This window comes from Leptolyngbya sp. NIES-2104 (assembly GCF_001485215.1).
Classification (GTDB): domain Bacteria; phylum Cyanobacteriota; class Cyanobacteriia; order Leptolyngbyales; family Leptolyngbyaceae; genus Leptolyngbya.
The window spans coordinates 4,443,895-4,461,179 of record NZ_BBWW01000001.1; the positions used below are offsets into that span (position 1 = coordinate 4,443,895).

Here is a 17,285-nt window from a genome sequence, read left to right on the forward strand (position 1 = left end):
ACGATCGCATTAAAACCGCGATCGTCTTTTTTTGTGATTTATGCCCGAACCGAACTCGGTAACACGCGACACAAAATCACATACAATACCGCCGCCGAAATGACACCATTGATCGGCGCGATTCCGAACCCTGCGGAACCAGAAAAATATGCGATCGCAGCTCCCACAATATAGGAAATCACACCCGCCCAATTAAAGGCAGGCAACGGATCATCCAGCGAGGGAAACCGCCCGCCTCGATTAAACCAGAAGTCCGCCATAATGATGCCACCCACCGGAGGAATCACCGTTCCGAGAAATAGCAGGAACGGAATCATATTTCCATAAATGCCACCGAGAGCCAGAACTAGCGCAAAGGTTGCTCCACCTAACACGAAAGCAGTTCGTTTCGAGGTGCGGAAAAAGTTACTCCCTGCGATCGAGAACGCATAAATCGTATTGTCCTGCGTCGTCCAAACATTCAGAATTAATAGAACTAATCCACCGAGTAGCAATCCTTGTCTTGCCATTGCTTCGATCAAGTCATTCGTGCCGTAAACCAGCGTACAGAACGCGCCTGTGAACACGAGCAAGCCATTGATGAAGAGAAAAGCAAGTAAGGTACTTCCAACTGCATTTTTGGTCGAATCTGCATATCGGCTCCAGTTCGTTGCTTGAGTTCCACCAGAAATAAAGGTCGCAATCACAACCCCGATCGCTTCTGTCACGCCGATCGATTTCTGCGGCGCGATCGCGAATAAATCACCTGCATCGCGAAACCCGATCGCTAAACTGAGCGCAATCAGAATCAACATTGCCGGAACTGCTAATCGGCTCAGCCAATCCATTGCGGTGTAACCCATGTAAGCCGTGACACAGAAGGCATAAGTGAAAAATACGATCGCGAACCACTCAAACGATGCAGGAATGTTCAAGAGTTTCAAGAGGGCGCTAGCAATAAAGGCATTTGTCACGGCATACCAGCCAATCTGAGTAAAGCCGAGGATAAAATCAACCCATCGCGATCCAATTGCTCCAAAGCTAAATCGCGCCATTAGCACCGTACTCAGTCCAGTTTTTGCCGCAATATACGCCAATGCTGCACAGTATGCACCAAGCGCTAGATTTCCGACAATCATCACCCAGAGCATGTCTGCAAATCTGAGCGACGATCCGAGTGTTCCACCTGCGAGGAGTGTGGTGGAAGTGAGTGCAAACCCCATCAATAAAGGAGCCAATGACCAAATCGGACGGCGATCGGACATCGGTACAGCAGACAGCGGATAGTCCTGATTGGCTTGAGATGAATCAGCGACTTGTGGTTCCCCAATAAGACTCATAAGAAATCGCCTAGTAGAAATTCCTGATATTGTCCAATACTCAAGCAAACCTAAAGGTATTGCACGTTACGACCGGGTGCTTTTATAGTACAATTGATCTAAATTCTTTTTCCCTTAGTTATGTCAGCCAAACTCACGATTTCTGGGAAAGTGATGGGCAAGACGCGCCCCACGTTTGCGAATTGGGAACTGTTATTGCCGGAAGAATTGGCAGCCAAAGGAATTACACTGCGATCGCTGCTCACGCACATTGTTCACGCGGAAGTAGAAGCCTTTCGATCGCGCCAAAGTCAACGTAGGTTACTCAACATTCTCAGTCCTGAGCAAATTCAGGCAGGACTTGCACAAGGAAAAATCGAATCGGGCGGAAGTGACCTCGATCAAGCTGTAGAGGTTGAAGAGGCGGTTGAGACTGCGCTCCAAGCCTTTTTGGATGGTTTTTATTATGTGTTTTTGGATGAGCAACAGGTTGAGGATTTAGATACAGAGGTCGTTTTGAGTGAACAATCTGAACTGCTGTTTTTGCGGTTGGTTCCCTTAGTAGGCGGTTGAACGGGTGGTCTGCGAAATTGTTGTTTTTGGAGCCTTTTAGGAATGTTGAACCCCGAAATCGCACAAGCCCAACTCAAAGAAGTTTTAGATCCAAACTGTTCAAGACAGCGAATGGAACGGATTGCAGCGCTGCCAGAACCTTATCGCTCGATCGCACACGATCTAATGGGAACTAATGACCCAGCGCGATCGCAGTGGGAGTATTTACAAGCGCATCAATATCGCACTGCGGCACTGAATCAATTAGCAGAAGTGAGCGATCCCACTGTAATTTTTGACTGCTTGTTTCCAAAGTTTGGGGCAGTTGTCGCCAGTGGCTGGGGATTGTTCGATCGATTACCGTATCAGCAGAGCTATCATCGTCGATCGTTTCGCGTCCCAAATCATCCTCAGTTTCAATCAAAACGCTCTGCCTGGTTACTTGCGCTAATTGATGCGACGACGGGCTATGATCATCAATCACTAGAATGGTTTGCGGCTTGGGTGCCTTATTTTCAGTATTATTCGATCGCTGATTATTTCGGCATTTTGTTTGCAGCCGCAATCGAGCAAGGAAATGAAACGATCTTTCAAATTTTGCTAGATTCAGCGCGAGGTGATCACGAAATCGGCGCAATGGGAAGACACATCACCCGCGCTTTTCTGATTAGCGATCGACCGGAAGCTTGGGACTTTATCGAACGATTGTTGTTAGCGGCACAGCGACAGGAAGGATTAAGACAAACCATTTTAGAAATGGTCGATGAAGCGCACTCGATCGCGTTTGTGCGAATGTTGCGATTGATCGTAGCGGAGAAATTGACTCGATTTAGCTCAGTGATTCGGGCGATCGATGTTTGGTTTGGATTCGGGTTAGAGTCGCTAAATGAGAAGCTTGCTAAGCAGATTTTGACTCAGGTGAGCGAACTATTAGAAGATGAAACGGCTCAGCAGCAAGCTCTAGAAAGCTCTGATGCTCAGACGGTTTATCTAGCGCTTTGGACGTATGGATATCGAGACGCGATCGCTGCAATTGATATCGCGATTTCATTATTCAACCATTCTGAAGCCTCTCATCGTTTTGTTGCAGTACATTTTCTCGCACAGTTAGATCTTGCACCTGCACGACTTGCTTTGATCGATGCCATTGATGATCCAGATCTTACAGTTGCAACTCGCGCCGTTCAGGAATGTAGAGATGAAAATCTGAAAGATTCGGATGTGTTTGAGCGGTTAGAGCAGAATTTAGCTCGATTTTCTCAAAAGCCGAAAACAGTTTCGATCGTGTGGGATTGGGTCAAATTAGAATCTAGCCAAGAGCTTGTTGCCTTCATGATGGTAGAACAGTTAGGAACGCGATCGCCCAAACGATTGATTCCGTTTCTTCCAGTGATGGACTCATACAAGCGTCATCGAGTCGTGGAACTGTTAGCAGCAGTCGATCCTTGGGATGATGAGATTCGCGCAACCTTGTTCAAGTTAACCGGGGATGCGACGCAATGGGTACGAGAAACGGCAATTCGAGCATTGCATCGCTGTACGATTACAACCGATGAGAGCATCCAGATTGAACAATTGCTGACTCGAAAAGCAAGTGATTTGCGACGTGGTGTTTTAGGGTTGTTGTTGAATCAATCAGATGAAAATGCGATCGAGTCTGCGGAAAGATTACTCAATGCAAAACAAGCTCCACAGCGACAAGCAGGATTAGAACTATTACGGGAATTAGTTCTAGGAAAACGATGTGTTCAAAGATCTCGAATTCTAGCGGCGAACTATCAGCAAGAGCGATCGAAGCGTTCCACAACTGAAGATCAGCTATTAGCAGCGATTTTAGAGCCTGAAACGAAAGAAGCAACCTTAACCGATGCGCTGGGATTAGTTGATATTGATGAACTAACACCGATCGTAAAACCAGAACCGCGATCGACGATTCAATTCACGACACCAGCCGCGATCGCTTGCCTTACCTCACTCGATGAATTAATCCATGAACATCGCCAAACCCCAGTTAAAACCCGGACTTGGGAAAGCAACGAAGAAGAGCAACTTCTTGGAAATCTTCACTCCTGGCAATTGTATTGTGACAAAAACACCTTTGTTTTAACTGATGTTTGGGAAAATTGGTGGCAACAGAGAACACCAAGATTGCGCGATGAAGATGGCTTAGAATTGCTGCGGATGATTGCTCCTAGATTCCAGCCCGCAACATCACAAACTACTGATGTGGTCGAGGTCGTTGAACTTGACAACGAGCAGCAGGGATTGATCGACGCATTGGAAGAAATCCCTGATCAACTTACAGCACTCATTCGATCCTATGTGCCTGACTATGTTCCTTATGATGAAATTGCTAATCAAGTTGAACGATCGCTAAAAACCATTTCGATCGAGCTTCCTCAGCTTCGTTATCCAGAGCTAGTCAACGAAATTGCACGATGGTTGATGCGACAACATCCACCAGAGCAAGCTTCAAATTTTGCGCTAGATGCGCTGGCTCAAATGATTCAACTGATTCCAACCGAGAAGCTGCGAGACTATCCCCGATGGAATCAGTACGAATATCAGGGATTGCGATCTCGCATCGAAACTTTTCTTCAAGGCTGGATTTACCTTGCTCAAGCACACGATCATCTGACGCTTGAATGGAATGACGATCGACAACTTTGGTGGCAAATCACTCGCTGGTTTGACCGCTGGATGACATTTCATAATTCCATTACCACAATTTTCAGCACTTACGCGGCTTGGGAAGCTGGAGCAGCAAAAGAAGCCGATTTAATTTTTCAGATCATTGGCTCTTACGAAGAGGTGAGACCACAAGAGAATGCAACAGCAGCAACGATCGCGGAAGCCAAAGCAAGAGTGCGATCGTACTTTAATGAACTCTACAACCTGACTCGACGCAAGCCACAAGCAGAATATCAGCAGCTTCCGCGATTAAATGAAATTGTGGATCGAATTCGTGCTCGAATTTTGTCGATCGAACTTCAGCGCGGCGATTTTCCGACTGCGGCTTCGTATGCGGCGAGACAACTGCGATCGATTACTGGAATTTCTACTGTAATTCAGTTAATTCAAGGATTAGGACAAGAAAAAATTGTTCGAGGTTATAGCTACGGTAGCTTGAGTAAAGCTTCTGTGTTTAGTCACTTGATGCGGGTGAGTTTTCCGGCTCCACAAGATACCCCCGAAGAGTTCAAGCAGCGAGTGATTTCGGCACAGATTCCAACCCAAAAATTGATTCAATTTGCATTCTACGCGCCGCAGTGGGTGAACTATGTCGAATATGCACTAGGCTGGTCGGGGTTTGCGGATGCAGTGTGGTGGATTCATGCTCACACCAAAGATACAAGCTGGTCAGTCGAAGAAGAGGTGCGAGAAACTTGGGAAGCTCAGATTAGTGAACGAACTCCGCTTTCGACTCGAAGCTTAATGGATGGTGCGGTTGATGTGAGTTGGTTTCTAAGTCTTCGGAAGCGATTAAAACCGGAACGCTGGCAACAGTTATATGATTCGGCGCAGTTTGCATCGAGTGGTAGTGGACATCAACGGGCGAAACTGTTTGCAGATGCAATGTTGGGAAATCTCCAGATCGAAGCAGTTCGCGATCGCATCAATGAAAAACGCCACCAAGACTCAGTTCGTGCAATCGGATTGTTGCCGTTACCGAAAGGGAAAAAGCGCGAAAAGGAATTACTCGATCGATATACCTTACTACAAGAGTTTCTCCGCTCTAGTAAAAAGTTCGGTTCACAGCGTCAAGCGAGTGAAAAATTAGCAGTGTCGATCGGATTAGAAAACTTAGCCAGAACAGCAGGCTACATTGATCCACAGCGATTACAGTGGGCAATGGAGGCTTCTTTAGTTGCGGATCTTGCAGGTCAAGCACAAACGATCGCAATCAATGATGTAAGCGTAAGTCTCTCAATCAATGAATTGGGAGAGCCTGAAATTGCAATTTCTAAAGCTGGAAAAGCTTTGAAATCGATTCCTGCAAAACTTAAGAAAGATCCGCAGATTCAAGCTCTGACGAACCGCAAACAAGACATTACAAAGCAAGCCTCTCGAATGCGGATTTCGTTAGAACAGGCAATGTGTCGGGGAGATCGATTTACAGTAGATGAATTAATGCAGCTTCGGACACATCCGGTACTTGCGCCAATGTTATCTCAATTGATTCTTGTAAGTGATCAAGATATTGGATACCTGACCGAAACTGGATTGCGATCGCACAACGGAACCATTCAACCCATTCAAGCAGATAGTCTCAGAATTGCTCATCCGTATGATTTGTTGCAATCGAATGAATGGCATCTCTGGCAACAGGATTGTTTTGAGCGATCGCGTTCTCAACCCTTCAAGCAAGTGTTCCGTGAATTGTATGTACTGACGGCTCAAGAACAATCGGAAAAGCTTTCAAAACGGTATGAAGGGCATCAGGTGAATTCTAAACAAGCGATCGCGCTTTTTGGACAACGCGGCTGGGTTGCAACACCAGACGAAGGCGTAAGACGCACCTTTCATACTGAGGGAGTCATTGCAGCAGTTGAATTGCAATATGGCTACTACACACCGCTCGAAGTTGAGGGATTAACTTTAGAAGGGGTGCGATTCTACCGTCGTGATGAGTGGAAACCTTTGCCGCTAGTCGAAGTTCCGCCGATGTTGTTAAGTGAAGTGCTGCGCGATCTAGATTTGGTCGTGAGTGTAGCGCATCAAGGCGGCGTTGATCCAGAGGCGACGGCTTCCACTGTAGAAATGCGATCGAGCTTAGTGCGTGAAACTTGTCGATTGCTAAAGCTTCCTAATGTTCATATTCAAAGCAATCATGTGCTCATCGAGGGACATTTAGGAAGCTACTCGGTGCATTTGGGGAGTGCAATGGTACATCGTCAGCCAGGAGGCGCACTTTGTATCATTCCAGTGCCTTCTCAGCATCGTGGGCGCATCTTTTTACCATTCGTTGATAACGATCCGAAAACTGCGGAAGTCATTTCTAAGGTGGTGCTGTTGGCGAAAGATAAAGAGATTCAAGATCCGACGATTTTGGAGCAGATTCTTTAACGTGAATTCGATAAGTCTTTGCGCTTCGTTGCTCACCCGCCCCGGAATAGAATTCGGGGAAGAGCGGTGCAAAGTCCCTTCAGGACTACAAGCCTCATGGTCTTTAATCTTCAGTCCCCTTCAGTGGACTTCGTTCGACTAGCCCCGAATTCCATTCCGGGGCGAGACTAAATCGGAGTGAGAAACCTATTGAATTCACGATCCTTAGCGTTTCGATCGCTCTGCTAATCCGTAACCGATCGCGATTCCCGCAGAACTTGCAATTAAGTCGATCGCGTCTAAACTACGATTCGGTGACAATCCCTGTGCGAGTTCTTCTCCAAACGTAAACAGCGTGAATAATCCGGGAAAGACTGGCACAGGAATATTGAAAATTCTAATCTGCCGATGATTCATCGCTTTGTGTCCGAGAAACGTCGCAATGCCGTAGAGAATCACATGAGCGAGTTTATCGTTTTCGGTGAGGATGGTCGGAAGTTTGCCTTGGTACGCGAAGAATAGAATCGTTACGAAAATGGCGGAAAAGGCGATCGCACAAACGATCCAAATCCAACGGGAAGCGGTGACGGTTTTCATAAAAATCGCTCTGGAACTTCGATCGACTACAACAGCAAAGTTGCTGACTTCTGGAGCTTTGCGAAATTCTTACAGGCGAAACTTTGTAGGTCAAGAAACCCTAATGTACATCTAGGGACTTATGGCAAGATTTGAAAACATTTTTTAACATATAGTGCATAATGAACTCACAAGCTATTCCACGGCACTATGATTCGTAAACCCTCCGCTGATTTGGTTACGTTTCTTTCACGGCTCCGATCTGGGATTTGGATTTTCGGGATCTCGTCCTGGTTGTTTGGTTTAACCGATCGCTCTCTTGCCGCGTTTATGGACGGTTATCTTTCTGCGATCGATATCGCTCAATTGTTTACTGCCTCATTTTTCTTCGTGGGTTGGTTGTTTTTGAAGCCAGCAAAGCTGTTCTAAACTTGCAAACTCCAATATGGGTAATTCAACCGTAAAGGTTGCCCCACGTCCTTCTCCCTCGCTTTCGGCATGCACCGTTCCACCGTGTAACTCAGCGAGATGCTGCACGATCGCGAGTCCAAGTCCTAACCCACCAAATTGTCTTGTACTGCTGCCATCTGCCTGCTTAAAGTGATCAAAAACATAAGGCAGAAATTCAGGATTGATTCCGATTCCTTGATCGCGAACGGTGATTTGTGCGATCGGTCCGGTTTGTACTAGCGAAATTTCAACCCGTTCATTTTCTGGTGAGAACTTGATTGCGTTTGAAAGTAGATTCCAGATAATCTGTTGCAATCGATTCGAGTCACCTAAAACCATACAGGAAGCATCAGGAATGGTGGATTCGAGCGTGATCCCTTTTGTATTCGCTGAGAGTTGAACGGTGTCGATCGCAGATTGAATGACATCTCTCAAATCAATTAGTTCTTTTTTGAGAACTAACTTCCCTTTCAGAATGCGCGATACATCTAATAAATCATCAATCAAGTTGATCTGAATCTTCGCATTCCGTTCGATAATTTCTAGCGCTTTCTCTAAACCTGCTTGATCAAATTTACGCTGTCTTAGAAGTTGAACCCAGCCTAGAATTGGATTCAATGGGGTTCGTAACTCATGTGATAGAACCGCTAGAAATTCATCTTTAATTTGATTTGATTTCGCTAACTGTTCACTTCGATTCTGAAGTGATTTCATCAGATTTGCTCGATCGAGCGCGATCGCAACTTGATCGGCTGCTGCTTGCATCAATTCCTGTTCTTCTTGGGTGAAAAAAGTTCTCGATCGACTGCCAAACGACAATGAGCCTAACACTTTTCCTTTAGTGATTAATGGTTGGCATGAGTAAGCAGTAATGCCGATTGATCTTACTAAGATTGCTTGCTCTAATGTCGAATTTTGAACATCAGCTAAGCAAATTTGTGCTCCATTCTTTACCGCTGTTCCACAAACTGCCTGCCCAATTTCTAAGTGAGCAAACTCCGCCTTTTGGTCTGTGGTTAATCCATAAGATGAAGCAAGCTTAAGGTAGGAGTCTTCCTGTCTGGGTGTCACCAGGTAATTGAAATACAGATCTAACTCTAACTGTACAGAAAGCCGTTCATACAGATTATCAAGCAGCGCGATCGGGTCTTCCGCTAACAATAAATCTCGCGTTGTGTCATACAGCAAATTCAGCTTGTCATTTTGTTTTTGAAGTGCTTGTTCTGCGGTTTCTCGTTGAATCAAATTCCGTCGTAGCTGCCAAACGAGAAGTTCTAAAAATAATGCGATCGCTAAACAACTCGGAAGCGTTAACCAAACGATCAGATTTAATCGTCTTTGTTCTGCATTCGATCGCTGATCTAATAGCTGTCTTTCCTGACTTTGCATCTGATTAATCAGACCGCGAATCTCAATCATCAGAAATCGACCGCGATTGCTTTTCACAATCGATCGCGCTTCATCCATTCGGTTCTGATCCGCTAACTGAATCGTCTGCCGTAACAACGACAATCGATCGGTCATTAACTGGTCAATCTGCGACAATCGTTGCTTCTGGCTCGAATTATCTCTTACCAACTCTTGCAAGCGATCCATCGTTTGATCGACCACTTGAATCGCATCATCGTAAGGCTGCAAATATTGTCGATCGTTCGTCAGCAAATAGCCCCGCTGCCCGACTTCCGCGTCTTTCAATTGGGATAAAAGCGATTCTGTCGTTAATAAAACTTGCTGCGTATGGCTCTCCCAGTGTTTTGCCTCTCGATAGCCTGTCAGCGTCGAGTAAGAGAGCATTCCGATACCGATCAGTGCCGCTAGAGAGCACCAAACCCCGATCGAGGCTTTGCGTGAGAACGATCGCTTCATGTATCGCGCCATATCAACCGTGCGGTAGATTCTATCTAGGCTAACGCTTTCTTCGCTCTACTGAATGATAGATCTTTTGTATCCTGAGTAAAAATATTACAAAATGTTGCGAAGTAACTGAGAAGGTGAACGCAATGCCGCACAATAATTTCGGAAGGTCGCTAAGTCAAACCGCCAAGAGCCAATAAGCTCCGAGCGCAGAGACTTACTAAGCCATTTGGGGAACTCCCGCTTTTAAACACACTCGGTTACATTTCCTTGGAGGAATCCATCAATGAGTATTGTCACGAAGTCAATCGTGAATGCTGACGCTGAGGCACGCTATCTCAGCCCCGGCGAATTGGATCGGATCAAAAGCTTCGTCACCACAGGCGAAAAGCGTCTTCGGATTGCTCAAACCCTGAGCGACTCGCGTGAGCGCATCGTGAAGCAAGCAGGCGACCAATTGTTCCAAAAGCGTCCCGATGTCGTTTCTCCTGGTGGAAACGCTTACGGCGAAGAAATGACCGCTACCTGCCTGCGTGACCTCGACTACTACCTGCGCCTCGTGACCTACGGAATCGTTGCAGGCGATGTCACCCCGATCGAAGAAATCGGTGTTGTCGGCGTGAAAGAAATGTACAACTCCTTGGGAACTCCGATCCCCGCAGTTGCAGAAGGCGTTCGTGCAATGAAGAACGTTGCAGCATCGTTGCTGTCGTCGGATGATGCGTCTGAAGCTGGTGCATACTTCGACTACTTGATCGGTGCAATGCAGTAATCGCTGCAAAGCTCGATTTCCTCCTTTATTCATTAAGACCACGCGACTTACGGAACTTTAATCATGCAAGACGCAATTACCTCGGTAATCAACACTTCTGATGTCCAAGGCAAGTACCTGGACGGATCAGCACTCGAAAAGCTCAAAGGCTATTTCTCGACTGGCGAACTGCGCGTTCGTGCAGCAACCACGATTTCGGCTAACGCAGCAGCGATCGTGAAAGAAGCCGTTGCGAAGTCGTTGTTGTACTCGGATATCACCCGTCCCGGTGGAAACATGTACACGACTCGTCGCTATGCAGCTTGCATCCGTGACTTGGACTACTACCTCCGCTACTCGACCTACGCAATGTTGGCGGGCGACCCTTCGATCCTCGATGAGCGCGTTCTCAACGGATTGAAAGAAACCTACAACAGCTTGGGTGTACCCATTGCAGCAACCGTTCAATCGATCCAAGCGATGAAAGAAGTCACCGCTGGTTTGGTTGGTGCTGATGCTGGTAAAGAAATGGGCGTTTACTTCGACTACATCAGCTCTGGTTTGAGCTAAGAGTTGGGTAAGGAATAAAGGTCTGCTTTGTTCTTTAGCTTTTCTCGATCGGTTTGGAAGTCTGGAGTGAGTATTAAGTGGTTGAGGCTAGTTTTGGCTTTTACGATTTAATATTGACTCTTGGCTTCCAACCTTTTAAACGAGGTTTGTTTTATTTTGTTTGATCCATTTAGATTTGTTAAGCCGCTATCATTTAGCTGAATCTAAAGTGCGATCGACATTTTTGAGATTTTTCTAAACTCGACCTGAAAGGCACTCGTTGCGCTGTGTCCTCTTTCTTCATCCTTTAGGAGAGATTCCAATGAGAATGTTCAAGATCACTGCTTGTGTTCCGAGCCAAACTCGGATTCGGACACAACGCGAACTGCAAAATACCTTCTTCACGAAGCTGGTTCCTTACGAAAACTGGTTCAAAGAGCAGCAACGCATCCAAAAAATGGGTGGAAAGATTGTGAAAGTTGAACTCGCGACAGGTAAGCAAGGCATGAATACAGGTCTAGCGTAAGCGAGTTCGCAAGGTTTGCTAACTCTGAGCATTAGCAGGAGGTTTCTGACCTCCTTTTTTGTTGGTCGTTTGTAAAGTCGTTCACTTATATTTGATGTCATCTGGTTAGAACATGAAAACAGAATTGTGCAATTAATACCCGCAGTACCTATGTCTACGAGCGACACAATAGCCGCTCTGGCTTTACTACTTTCTGTTTCTTCTTTCGCTGTGTCTTTGCTTACTCTGTATTTCCAATTTCTACGAAAGACACGAGTAGTAAAGCTTACTCTACTTAATTGGTTTTCAGAAATTAGTTCAAGTAGTGAGACGATCTTGGTTCTACATTTAGCCTTTGCAAACTTGGGTAATCAGCCTAGTGTCTTGTTGAATGTTGGATTAGCCTTTGAAAGTAGCAGAAAGAGCCGTGTACTACTTCCAGAGCAAGAAAGCAAACGCGAACCAATGCTCTTGAAACCTTCAGATATTCAATCGGAAATCTACAAATTTGCGTGTTCAGAAAGTCTCCTTTCATTTGTTCTAGACCACGATTCGAGTCGGCAGGAAATTAAGCCGATTATCCGTTTTGAAATTCTTGATTCTACCGGGAAACACCATGAGAGAAGTTTATACGGTTGTATTGTCAAGGTTGAAAACTTCAGGGTATGTGGTACGCAGTATTCACGATATGCACAAGTAACATTGAACTCGTAAGCCCATCAGTAAATAGTTATGGCACGATACCAAAAATACAGCCTTGTGCAAGCAAAACAGCAAGAACAAGTTTCTCGCACTGATGCCGAATGAATAAATAAGTGGTAGCACGATAAATTTATGCAGTTTGAATGGGATGAAGTCAAAGCAGTACGCAACTTATCGAAACACGGAGTTTCGTTTGAAGAAGCAAAAACGGTTTTTGACGATCCTCTTTATGTTGACTTTTACGATTCAGATCATTCTGAGGAAGAAGATAGATATCTTATTATTGGGCAGTCGAAACGAGGACGATTGTTGATCGCTTCGTATACTGAAAGAGAAGGTTCAATTCGCCTGATCAGCGCAAGAGCAGCAACACGAAGCGAGCGAGAAGCTTATGAAGAGTGATAATTCAGAGATGGAAGACGATTTGCGCCCAGAGTATGACCTGAAGAAACTACGGGTTAGAAGATTAGGTGCTGAAAGAAAAAGTTTTGGAAGCGCGACTGTCCGCTTAGAGCCTGATGTTGCAGAGATGTTTCCTGATGCTGATGCAGTTAATCAAGCATTACGGTTTTTGATTCGAGTGATGCGAGATCAACAGCCTCCTAGTTCAAATGTGCAAGCTAATTATTCAGATCCAGCTAAATAGTTAAGGACAATGGATAACCAACGCTTAGATCCAGCGATCGCACAAGTCATTCTCAATGCACTGCCTGAACACATCCGTAAAGCATACCTCGCTCATGCCGCAGAGATTGAGTACCCGGTAGAAGCCGTTATCGAAATGGCACTTGCAGGATTTCTTGATTCAGAAGCACTCAGTTTTGTCGATTGTAAACCTGCTGCTTACGATGTTGCACAGGCTTAGTATCACCGCTTCAAAGCGAATGCTATTCACACAGATCGACGACCGTTCCTTAGAGGCTGACATCGTTATGGTTGAGGTGAATTTGATAAAGCGAGCTTTTGTGATGCCTCTGCTTCTAGGCGGGCTAAAGTTGTGGCGGCTTCGGCGAGATAAAGCGCGATCGTCGCTCTCATGGCTGGATTGGTTTCACGCTGCAACTCTTCGCAGTGAAATAAGACTCGAATGCGGTAGGCTTCGATTGAAGTAGGCTCAAGTGCGTAGCGTTTTGGTTCAGACATCTAATCACCTCTCTAGTATTTCTACAAACTCTACTTACCATAATGCTTGGAAACACTCCGTACAATGAAGGGGAGTTCTTTTTCTCAACCAGTATGAAGCGAATTGTTTTGATCGCGGGATTTGAGTCGTTTAATGCGGGACTGTATCGGCAGGCAGCGGAACTGGCTCAGGGGCGGTGTCCGGAGTTGGATATTCGCGTGTTTAGCGATCGCGATCTCAATACAAGTTCTGCTGAAGTGGAAGCGGCGTTACAAACAGCGGATGTGTTTTTTGCCAGCCTCTTGTTTGACTATGATCAAGTGCTTTGGTTGAGAGAGCGAGTGTCAGAGATTCCGATTCGATTGGTGTTTGAATCGGCGTTGGAATTGATGAGTTTGACGCAGATCGGGAAGTTTGCCATTGGTGACAAGCCGAAAGGAATGCCGAAGCCTGTCAAGTTCATTCTCGATAAATTTAGCAACGGGCGGGAAGAAGATAAGCTTGCGGGATACATTAGCTTTTTGAAAACGGGACCGAAATTGTTGAAGTTTGTGCCTGTTCAGAAGGTTCAGGATTTGCGGAACTGGTTGATTATTTACGGGTATTGGAATGCGGGCGGAAGTGAGAATGTTGCGGCGATGTTTTGTACGATCGCGCAAAAATATTTAGGGTTGTCGGTTGGGGAAATTGCAGAAGCGATCGAGACTCCCAATATCGGACTTTTACATCCAGATTATTCTGGTTATTTTGACTCACCGAAGCAATATCTAGAGTGGTATCGTCAGCGGTTTAATTCTGATCATCCAACTGTTGGGATTCTGTTATATCGGAAGCACGTTATTACAAAACAGCCGTATATTCCGAAGTTGATTCGAGCGTTTGAGAAAGCGAATTTGATTCCGGTTCCGATTTTTATTAATGGCGTTGAAGGTCATGTTGCGGTTCGGGATTTGATGACGACTGAGTATGAGATGGAAATGCGCGATCGAGGAATTAAAGAAACGCTTTCACTCTCCGATCAGGCGGTAAAAGTCGATGCCATTGTTTCTACGATCGGGTTTCCATTGGTCGGAGGTCCCGCTGGATCAATGGAAGCAGGGCGACAAATTGAAGTCGCAAAACGGATTCTCAGCGCGAAGAATGTTCCTTATATGGTTGCAGCTCCATTGTTGATTCAAGATATTCATTCTTGGACGCGGCAGGGAATTGGCGGATTGCAAAGTGTGGTTTTGTATTCGTTGCCGGAATTGGATGGGGCGATCGATACAATTCCGCTCGGTGGTTTGGTTGGAGAAACAATTTATTTAGTTCCAGAACGAGTCGATCGATTAACTGGAAGATTGAATCAATGGATTAAACTACGTCGAACTGCGCCTAAAGAGCGGAAAATTGCGATTTTGCTGTATGGATTTCCACCGGGATATGGGGCAGTTGGGACAGCGGCGTTATTGAACGTTCCGCGATCGCTACTCAAGTTACTTCAAGTCATGAAAGCGCAAGGATATGAGCTTGGAGACTTGCCCGAAGATGGGGAAGCTCTGATCCAAGCTGTGAAGAATGCAGATGAAGGAGATTCGATCGCAATCTCAACTCAAACTTTAGAACAATGGTTAGGCTATCTGCTGACTTCGAGAGTTAAGAAACAATGGAAGTCTTTATCAAATAGCGGCATTAAAACATTAGGTGATGACTTAGTTTGGGGCGGCGTACAGTTAGGAAATGTTTGGATCGGAGTACAGCCACCGCTTGGAATTTCTGGCGATCCGATGCGATTGATGTTTGAGCGGGATTTAACGCCTCATCCGCAGTATGCAGCGTTTTACAAATGGCTTCAGAATGACTTTGGAGCAGATGCGATCGTGCATTTCGGAATGCACGGCACAGTAGAATGGCTGCCCGGTTCACCGCTCGGAAACACAGGTTATTCCTGGTCAGATATTCTACTTGGCAATCTTCCGAATCTTTATATCTATGCTGCGAATAATCCTTCTGAGTCGATTTTGGCAAAGCGTCGAGGCTATGGAACTCTGATTTCTCACAATGTTCCGCCGTATGGTCGAGCAGGATTGTACAAAGAGCTAGTGAACATTCGCGATCTAGTAGCAGAATATCGGGAAGATCCAGAAAAGAACTATGCGCTTAAGTCTGCGATCGTTCAAAAAATCATTGATATTGGCATCGATGCAGATTGTCCGTTTGAAGATGCGAAACGGTTAGGAATTGCTTTTAGTGTTGAGAACATTAGTTTATTTAGCAATGATGCTTTCAATCACTATCTAATCAAGCTGTATGAGTACTTACAGGTTTTAGAAAATCGATTGTTCTCGTCGGGCTTGCATACGTTAGGTGAGAAACCATCAGCGGAAGCGATCGAGAGTTATCTAAATGCTTACTTTGACAATCAGAGTTCCGAGCTTACTAGAATTGCTCAAGGTGAAGATTTAGCAGAGTATCAAGAAGCGATCGACATTCGCAATTTGCTTCTACAAACACCAGATGAACTTACGAATCTATTACGGGGTCTAAACGGTGAATACATTCCTCCTGCTCCGGGTGGCGACTTGCTACGAGATGGTTTAGGAGCATTACCGACAGGTCGAAACATTCACGCGCTTGATCCCTATCGAATGCCTTCCCCAGCAGCATACGAACGCGGTCGCGAAATTGCTCGAAAGATCATTGATCAGCATTTGAAGGAACATCAAAGCTATCCTGAAACAGTCGCGGTAATGCTTTGGGGATTAGATGCAATTAAAACGAAAGGCGAATCACTTGGAATCTTACTAGAGTTAGTTGGTGCAGAACCGACGAAAGAAGGAACAGGGCGGATTGTTCGCTATAGTTTGAAACCGCTTTCAGAAGTTGGACATCCTCGAATTGATGTTCTCGCGAATCTTTCGGGAATCTTTCGGGATAGCTTTGTGAACATTATTGAACTATTAGATGATCTCTTCCAAAGAGCCGCAGAACTCGATGAGCCAGAAGATCAAAACTTTATTCGGAAACATGCGATCGCGCTTTCTCAAAAAGGCATCGAAAACCCCACAGCCCGTTTATTCTCGAATCCCGCAGGCGATTACGGTTCTTTAGTCAATGATCAAGTGGTTGCTTCAAATTGGGAATCAGGCGAAGAATTAGGACAAACTTGGCAGAGTCGGAATGTCTTTAGTTATGGTAGGAACGACAAAGGAGAGGCGCGATCGCAAGTTCTCGAAACATTGCTCAAGACTACCGATCGCATTGTTCAAGAAATCGATTCGGTTGAATATGGCTTAACCGACATTCAGGAATACTATGCGAACACAGGCGGACTCAAACGCGCCGCAGAACAACAAAAAGGTGCAAAAGTTCAGGCAAGTTTTGTCGAAAGCTTCTCGAAAGATACGACTCCTCGGAATTTGGAAGACCTCTTGAGAATGGAGTATCGCACGAAGTTACTCAATCCGAAATGGGCGGAAGCCATGACAGCACAAGGATCAGGCGGAGCTTATGAAATTTCGCAGCGCATGACCGCTCTGATTGGCTGGAGTGGAACAGTCGATTTCAAAGAATCTTGGGTGTACGACCAGGCGGCGGATACTTATGCGCTCGATTCAGAGATGGCGAAACGATTGCAAGAAGCGAATCCTGAAGCGTTTCGGAATATTGTGGCGCGGATGCTTGAAGCGAATGGGCGCGGGTTTTGGAATCCGGATCAGGAAAAATTGGAAAAACTGCGATCGCTCTACGATCAATCTGATAGCAAAATCGAAGGAGTCCCAATCGCGTAGATTTGTTAAGCTATCTTAAGCACTCCATCGAAGTCGTTATGACCACCGAAACCGAGAAACCACAAACAACTCAGGAAAAAACTGAGCCACCCACTGAAAAAATTCTATG

The 17,285-nt window shown here is 45.6% G+C and carries 13 protein-coding genes; 9 read left to right on the forward strand and 4 right to left on the reverse strand.

Annotated elements, in window-relative coordinates; genetic code table 11:
- Positions 1-38: 38 nt before the first annotated feature.
- On the reverse strand, positions 39-1,319 hold the full coding sequence (gene codB, locus NIES2104_RS21200; protein ID WP_059000218.1) for a cytosine permease: 1,281 nt from the start codon (positions 1,317-1,319) through the stop codon (positions 39-41).
- Positions 1,320-1,439: 120 nt separating this feature from the next.
- Here codB and NIES2104_RS21205 point away from each other — a divergent pair, with 120 nt between their 5' ends.
- Positions 1,440-1,871, forward strand: coding sequence for a hypothetical protein (locus NIES2104_RS21205; RefSeq protein WP_059000219.1), 432 nt, complete (start codon positions 1,440-1,442; stop codon positions 1,869-1,871).
- 42 nt (positions 1,872-1,913) lie between these two features.
- A complete protein-coding gene (locus tag NIES2104_RS21210; protein ID WP_059000220.1) occupies positions 1,914-6,917 on the forward strand; it encodes a DUF4132 domain-containing protein in 5,004 nt (1,667 codons plus the stop codon).
- Between the two features lie 204 nt (positions 6,918-7,121).
- Here NIES2104_RS21210 and NIES2104_RS21215 read toward each other — a convergent pair whose 3' ends face one another.
- On the reverse strand, positions 7,122-7,493 hold the full coding sequence (locus tag NIES2104_RS21215; RefSeq protein ID WP_059000221.1) for a hypothetical protein: 372 nt from the start codon (positions 7,491-7,493) through the stop codon (positions 7,122-7,124).
- Between the two features lie 357 nt (positions 7,494-7,850).
- Positions 7,851-9,800, reverse strand: coding sequence for a CHASE3 domain-containing protein (locus NIES2104_RS21220; RefSeq protein ID WP_059000222.1), 1,950 nt, complete (start codon positions 9,798-9,800; stop codon positions 7,851-7,853).
- Between the two features lie 262 nt (positions 9,801-10,062).
- On the opposite strand from NIES2104_RS21220, the gene apcA reads away from it, so the two are divergent.
- The 6 genes from apcA to NIES2104_RS21255 all read left to right on the forward strand — a co-directional run bounded on the left by apcA (position 10,063) and on the right by NIES2104_RS21255 (position 13,148).
- On the forward strand, positions 10,063-10,548 hold the full coding sequence (gene apcA / locus NIES2104_RS21225) for an allophycocyanin subunit alpha (RefSeq protein WP_059000223.1): 486 nt from the start codon (positions 10,063-10,065) through the stop codon (positions 10,546-10,548).
- A 63-nt stretch (positions 10,549-10,611) separates the two neighbouring features.
- Positions 10,612-11,097, forward strand: coding sequence for an allophycocyanin subunit beta (gene apcB / locus NIES2104_RS21230; protein ID WP_059000224.1), 486 nt, complete (start codon positions 10,612-10,614; stop codon positions 11,095-11,097).
- Positions 11,098-11,398: 301 nt separating this feature from the next.
- Positions 11,399-11,602 (forward strand): phycobilisome linker polypeptide, encoded by a 204-nt coding sequence (locus NIES2104_RS21235; RefSeq protein ID WP_059000225.1) that lies wholly within the window; start codon positions 11,399-11,401, stop codon positions 11,600-11,602.
- A gap of 813 nt (positions 11,603-12,415) precedes the next feature.
- Positions 12,416-12,685, forward strand: coding sequence for a BrnT family toxin (locus NIES2104_RS21245; RefSeq protein ID WP_059000227.1), 270 nt, complete (start codon positions 12,416-12,418; stop codon positions 12,683-12,685).
- Between the two features lie 10 nt (positions 12,686-12,695).
- Positions 12,696-12,929 carry a hypothetical protein gene (locus tag NIES2104_RS21250; protein WP_263971004.1) on the forward strand — a complete coding sequence of 78 codons (234 nt, stop codon included), beginning with the start codon at positions 12,696-12,698 and terminating at the stop codon, positions 12,927-12,929.
- A gap of 9 nt (positions 12,930-12,938) precedes the next feature.
- Positions 12,939-13,148, forward strand: coding sequence for a hypothetical protein (locus NIES2104_RS21255; RefSeq protein WP_059000229.1), 210 nt, complete (start codon positions 12,939-12,941; stop codon positions 13,146-13,148).
- Positions 13,149-13,213: 65 nt separating this feature from the next.
- On the opposite strand, the gene NIES2104_RS21260 is transcribed toward NIES2104_RS21255, so the two are convergent.
- Positions 13,214-13,426: a hypothetical protein gene (locus NIES2104_RS21260; protein ID WP_059000230.1), complete on the reverse strand. Its 213-nt coding sequence runs from the start codon at positions 13,424-13,426 to the stop codon at positions 13,214-13,216.
- A 93-nt stretch (positions 13,427-13,519) separates the two neighbouring features.
- Here NIES2104_RS21260 and bchH point away from each other — a divergent pair, with 93 nt between their 5' ends.
- Positions 13,520-17,176, forward strand: a complete 3,657-nt coding sequence (bchH, locus tag NIES2104_RS21265; protein WP_059000231.1) for a magnesium chelatase subunit H — start codon at positions 13,520-13,522, stop codon at positions 17,174-17,176.
- Positions 17,177-17,285 lie beyond the last annotated feature (109 nt).

Coding starts and splice junctions, on each gene's coding strand:
- codB (WP_059000218.1), bottom strand. CDS start 1,319: ATGAGTCTTATTGGGGAACCACAAGTCGCTGATTCATCTCAAGCCAAT.
- NIES2104_RS21205 (WP_059000219.1), top strand. CDS start 1,440: ATGTCAGCCAAACTCACGATTTCTGGGAAAGTGATGGGCAAGACGCGC.
- NIES2104_RS21210 (WP_059000220.1), top strand. CDS start 1,914: ATGTTGAACCCCGAAATCGCACAAGCCCAACTCAAAGAAGTTTTAGAT.
- NIES2104_RS21215 (WP_059000221.1), bottom strand. CDS start 7,493: ATGAAAACCGTCACCGCTTCCCGTTGGATTTGGATCGTTTGTGCGATC.
- NIES2104_RS21220 (WP_059000222.1), bottom strand. CDS start 9,800: ATGGCGCGATACATGAAGCGATCGTTCTCACGCAAAGCCTCGATCGGG.
- apcA (WP_059000223.1), top strand. CDS start 10,063: ATGAGTATTGTCACGAAGTCAATCGTGAATGCTGACGCTGAGGCACGC.
- apcB (WP_059000224.1), top strand. CDS start 10,612: ATGCAAGACGCAATTACCTCGGTAATCAACACTTCTGATGTCCAAGGC.
- NIES2104_RS21235 (WP_059000225.1), top strand. CDS start 11,399: ATGAGAATGTTCAAGATCACTGCTTGTGTTCCGAGCCAAACTCGGATT.
- NIES2104_RS21245 (WP_059000227.1), top strand. CDS start 12,416: ATGCAGTTTGAATGGGATGAAGTCAAAGCAGTACGCAACTTATCGAAA.
- NIES2104_RS21250 (WP_263971004.1), top strand. CDS start 12,696: ATGGAAGACGATTTGCGCCCAGAGTATGACCTGAAGAAACTACGGGTT.
- NIES2104_RS21255 (WP_059000229.1), top strand. CDS start 12,939: ATGGATAACCAACGCTTAGATCCAGCGATCGCACAAGTCATTCTCAAT.
- NIES2104_RS21260 (WP_059000230.1), bottom strand. CDS start 13,426: ATGTCTGAACCAAAACGCTACGCACTTGAGCCTACTTCAATCGAAGCC.
- bchH (WP_059000231.1), top strand. CDS start 13,520: ATGAAGCGAATTGTTTTGATCGCGGGATTTGAGTCGTTTAATGCGGGA.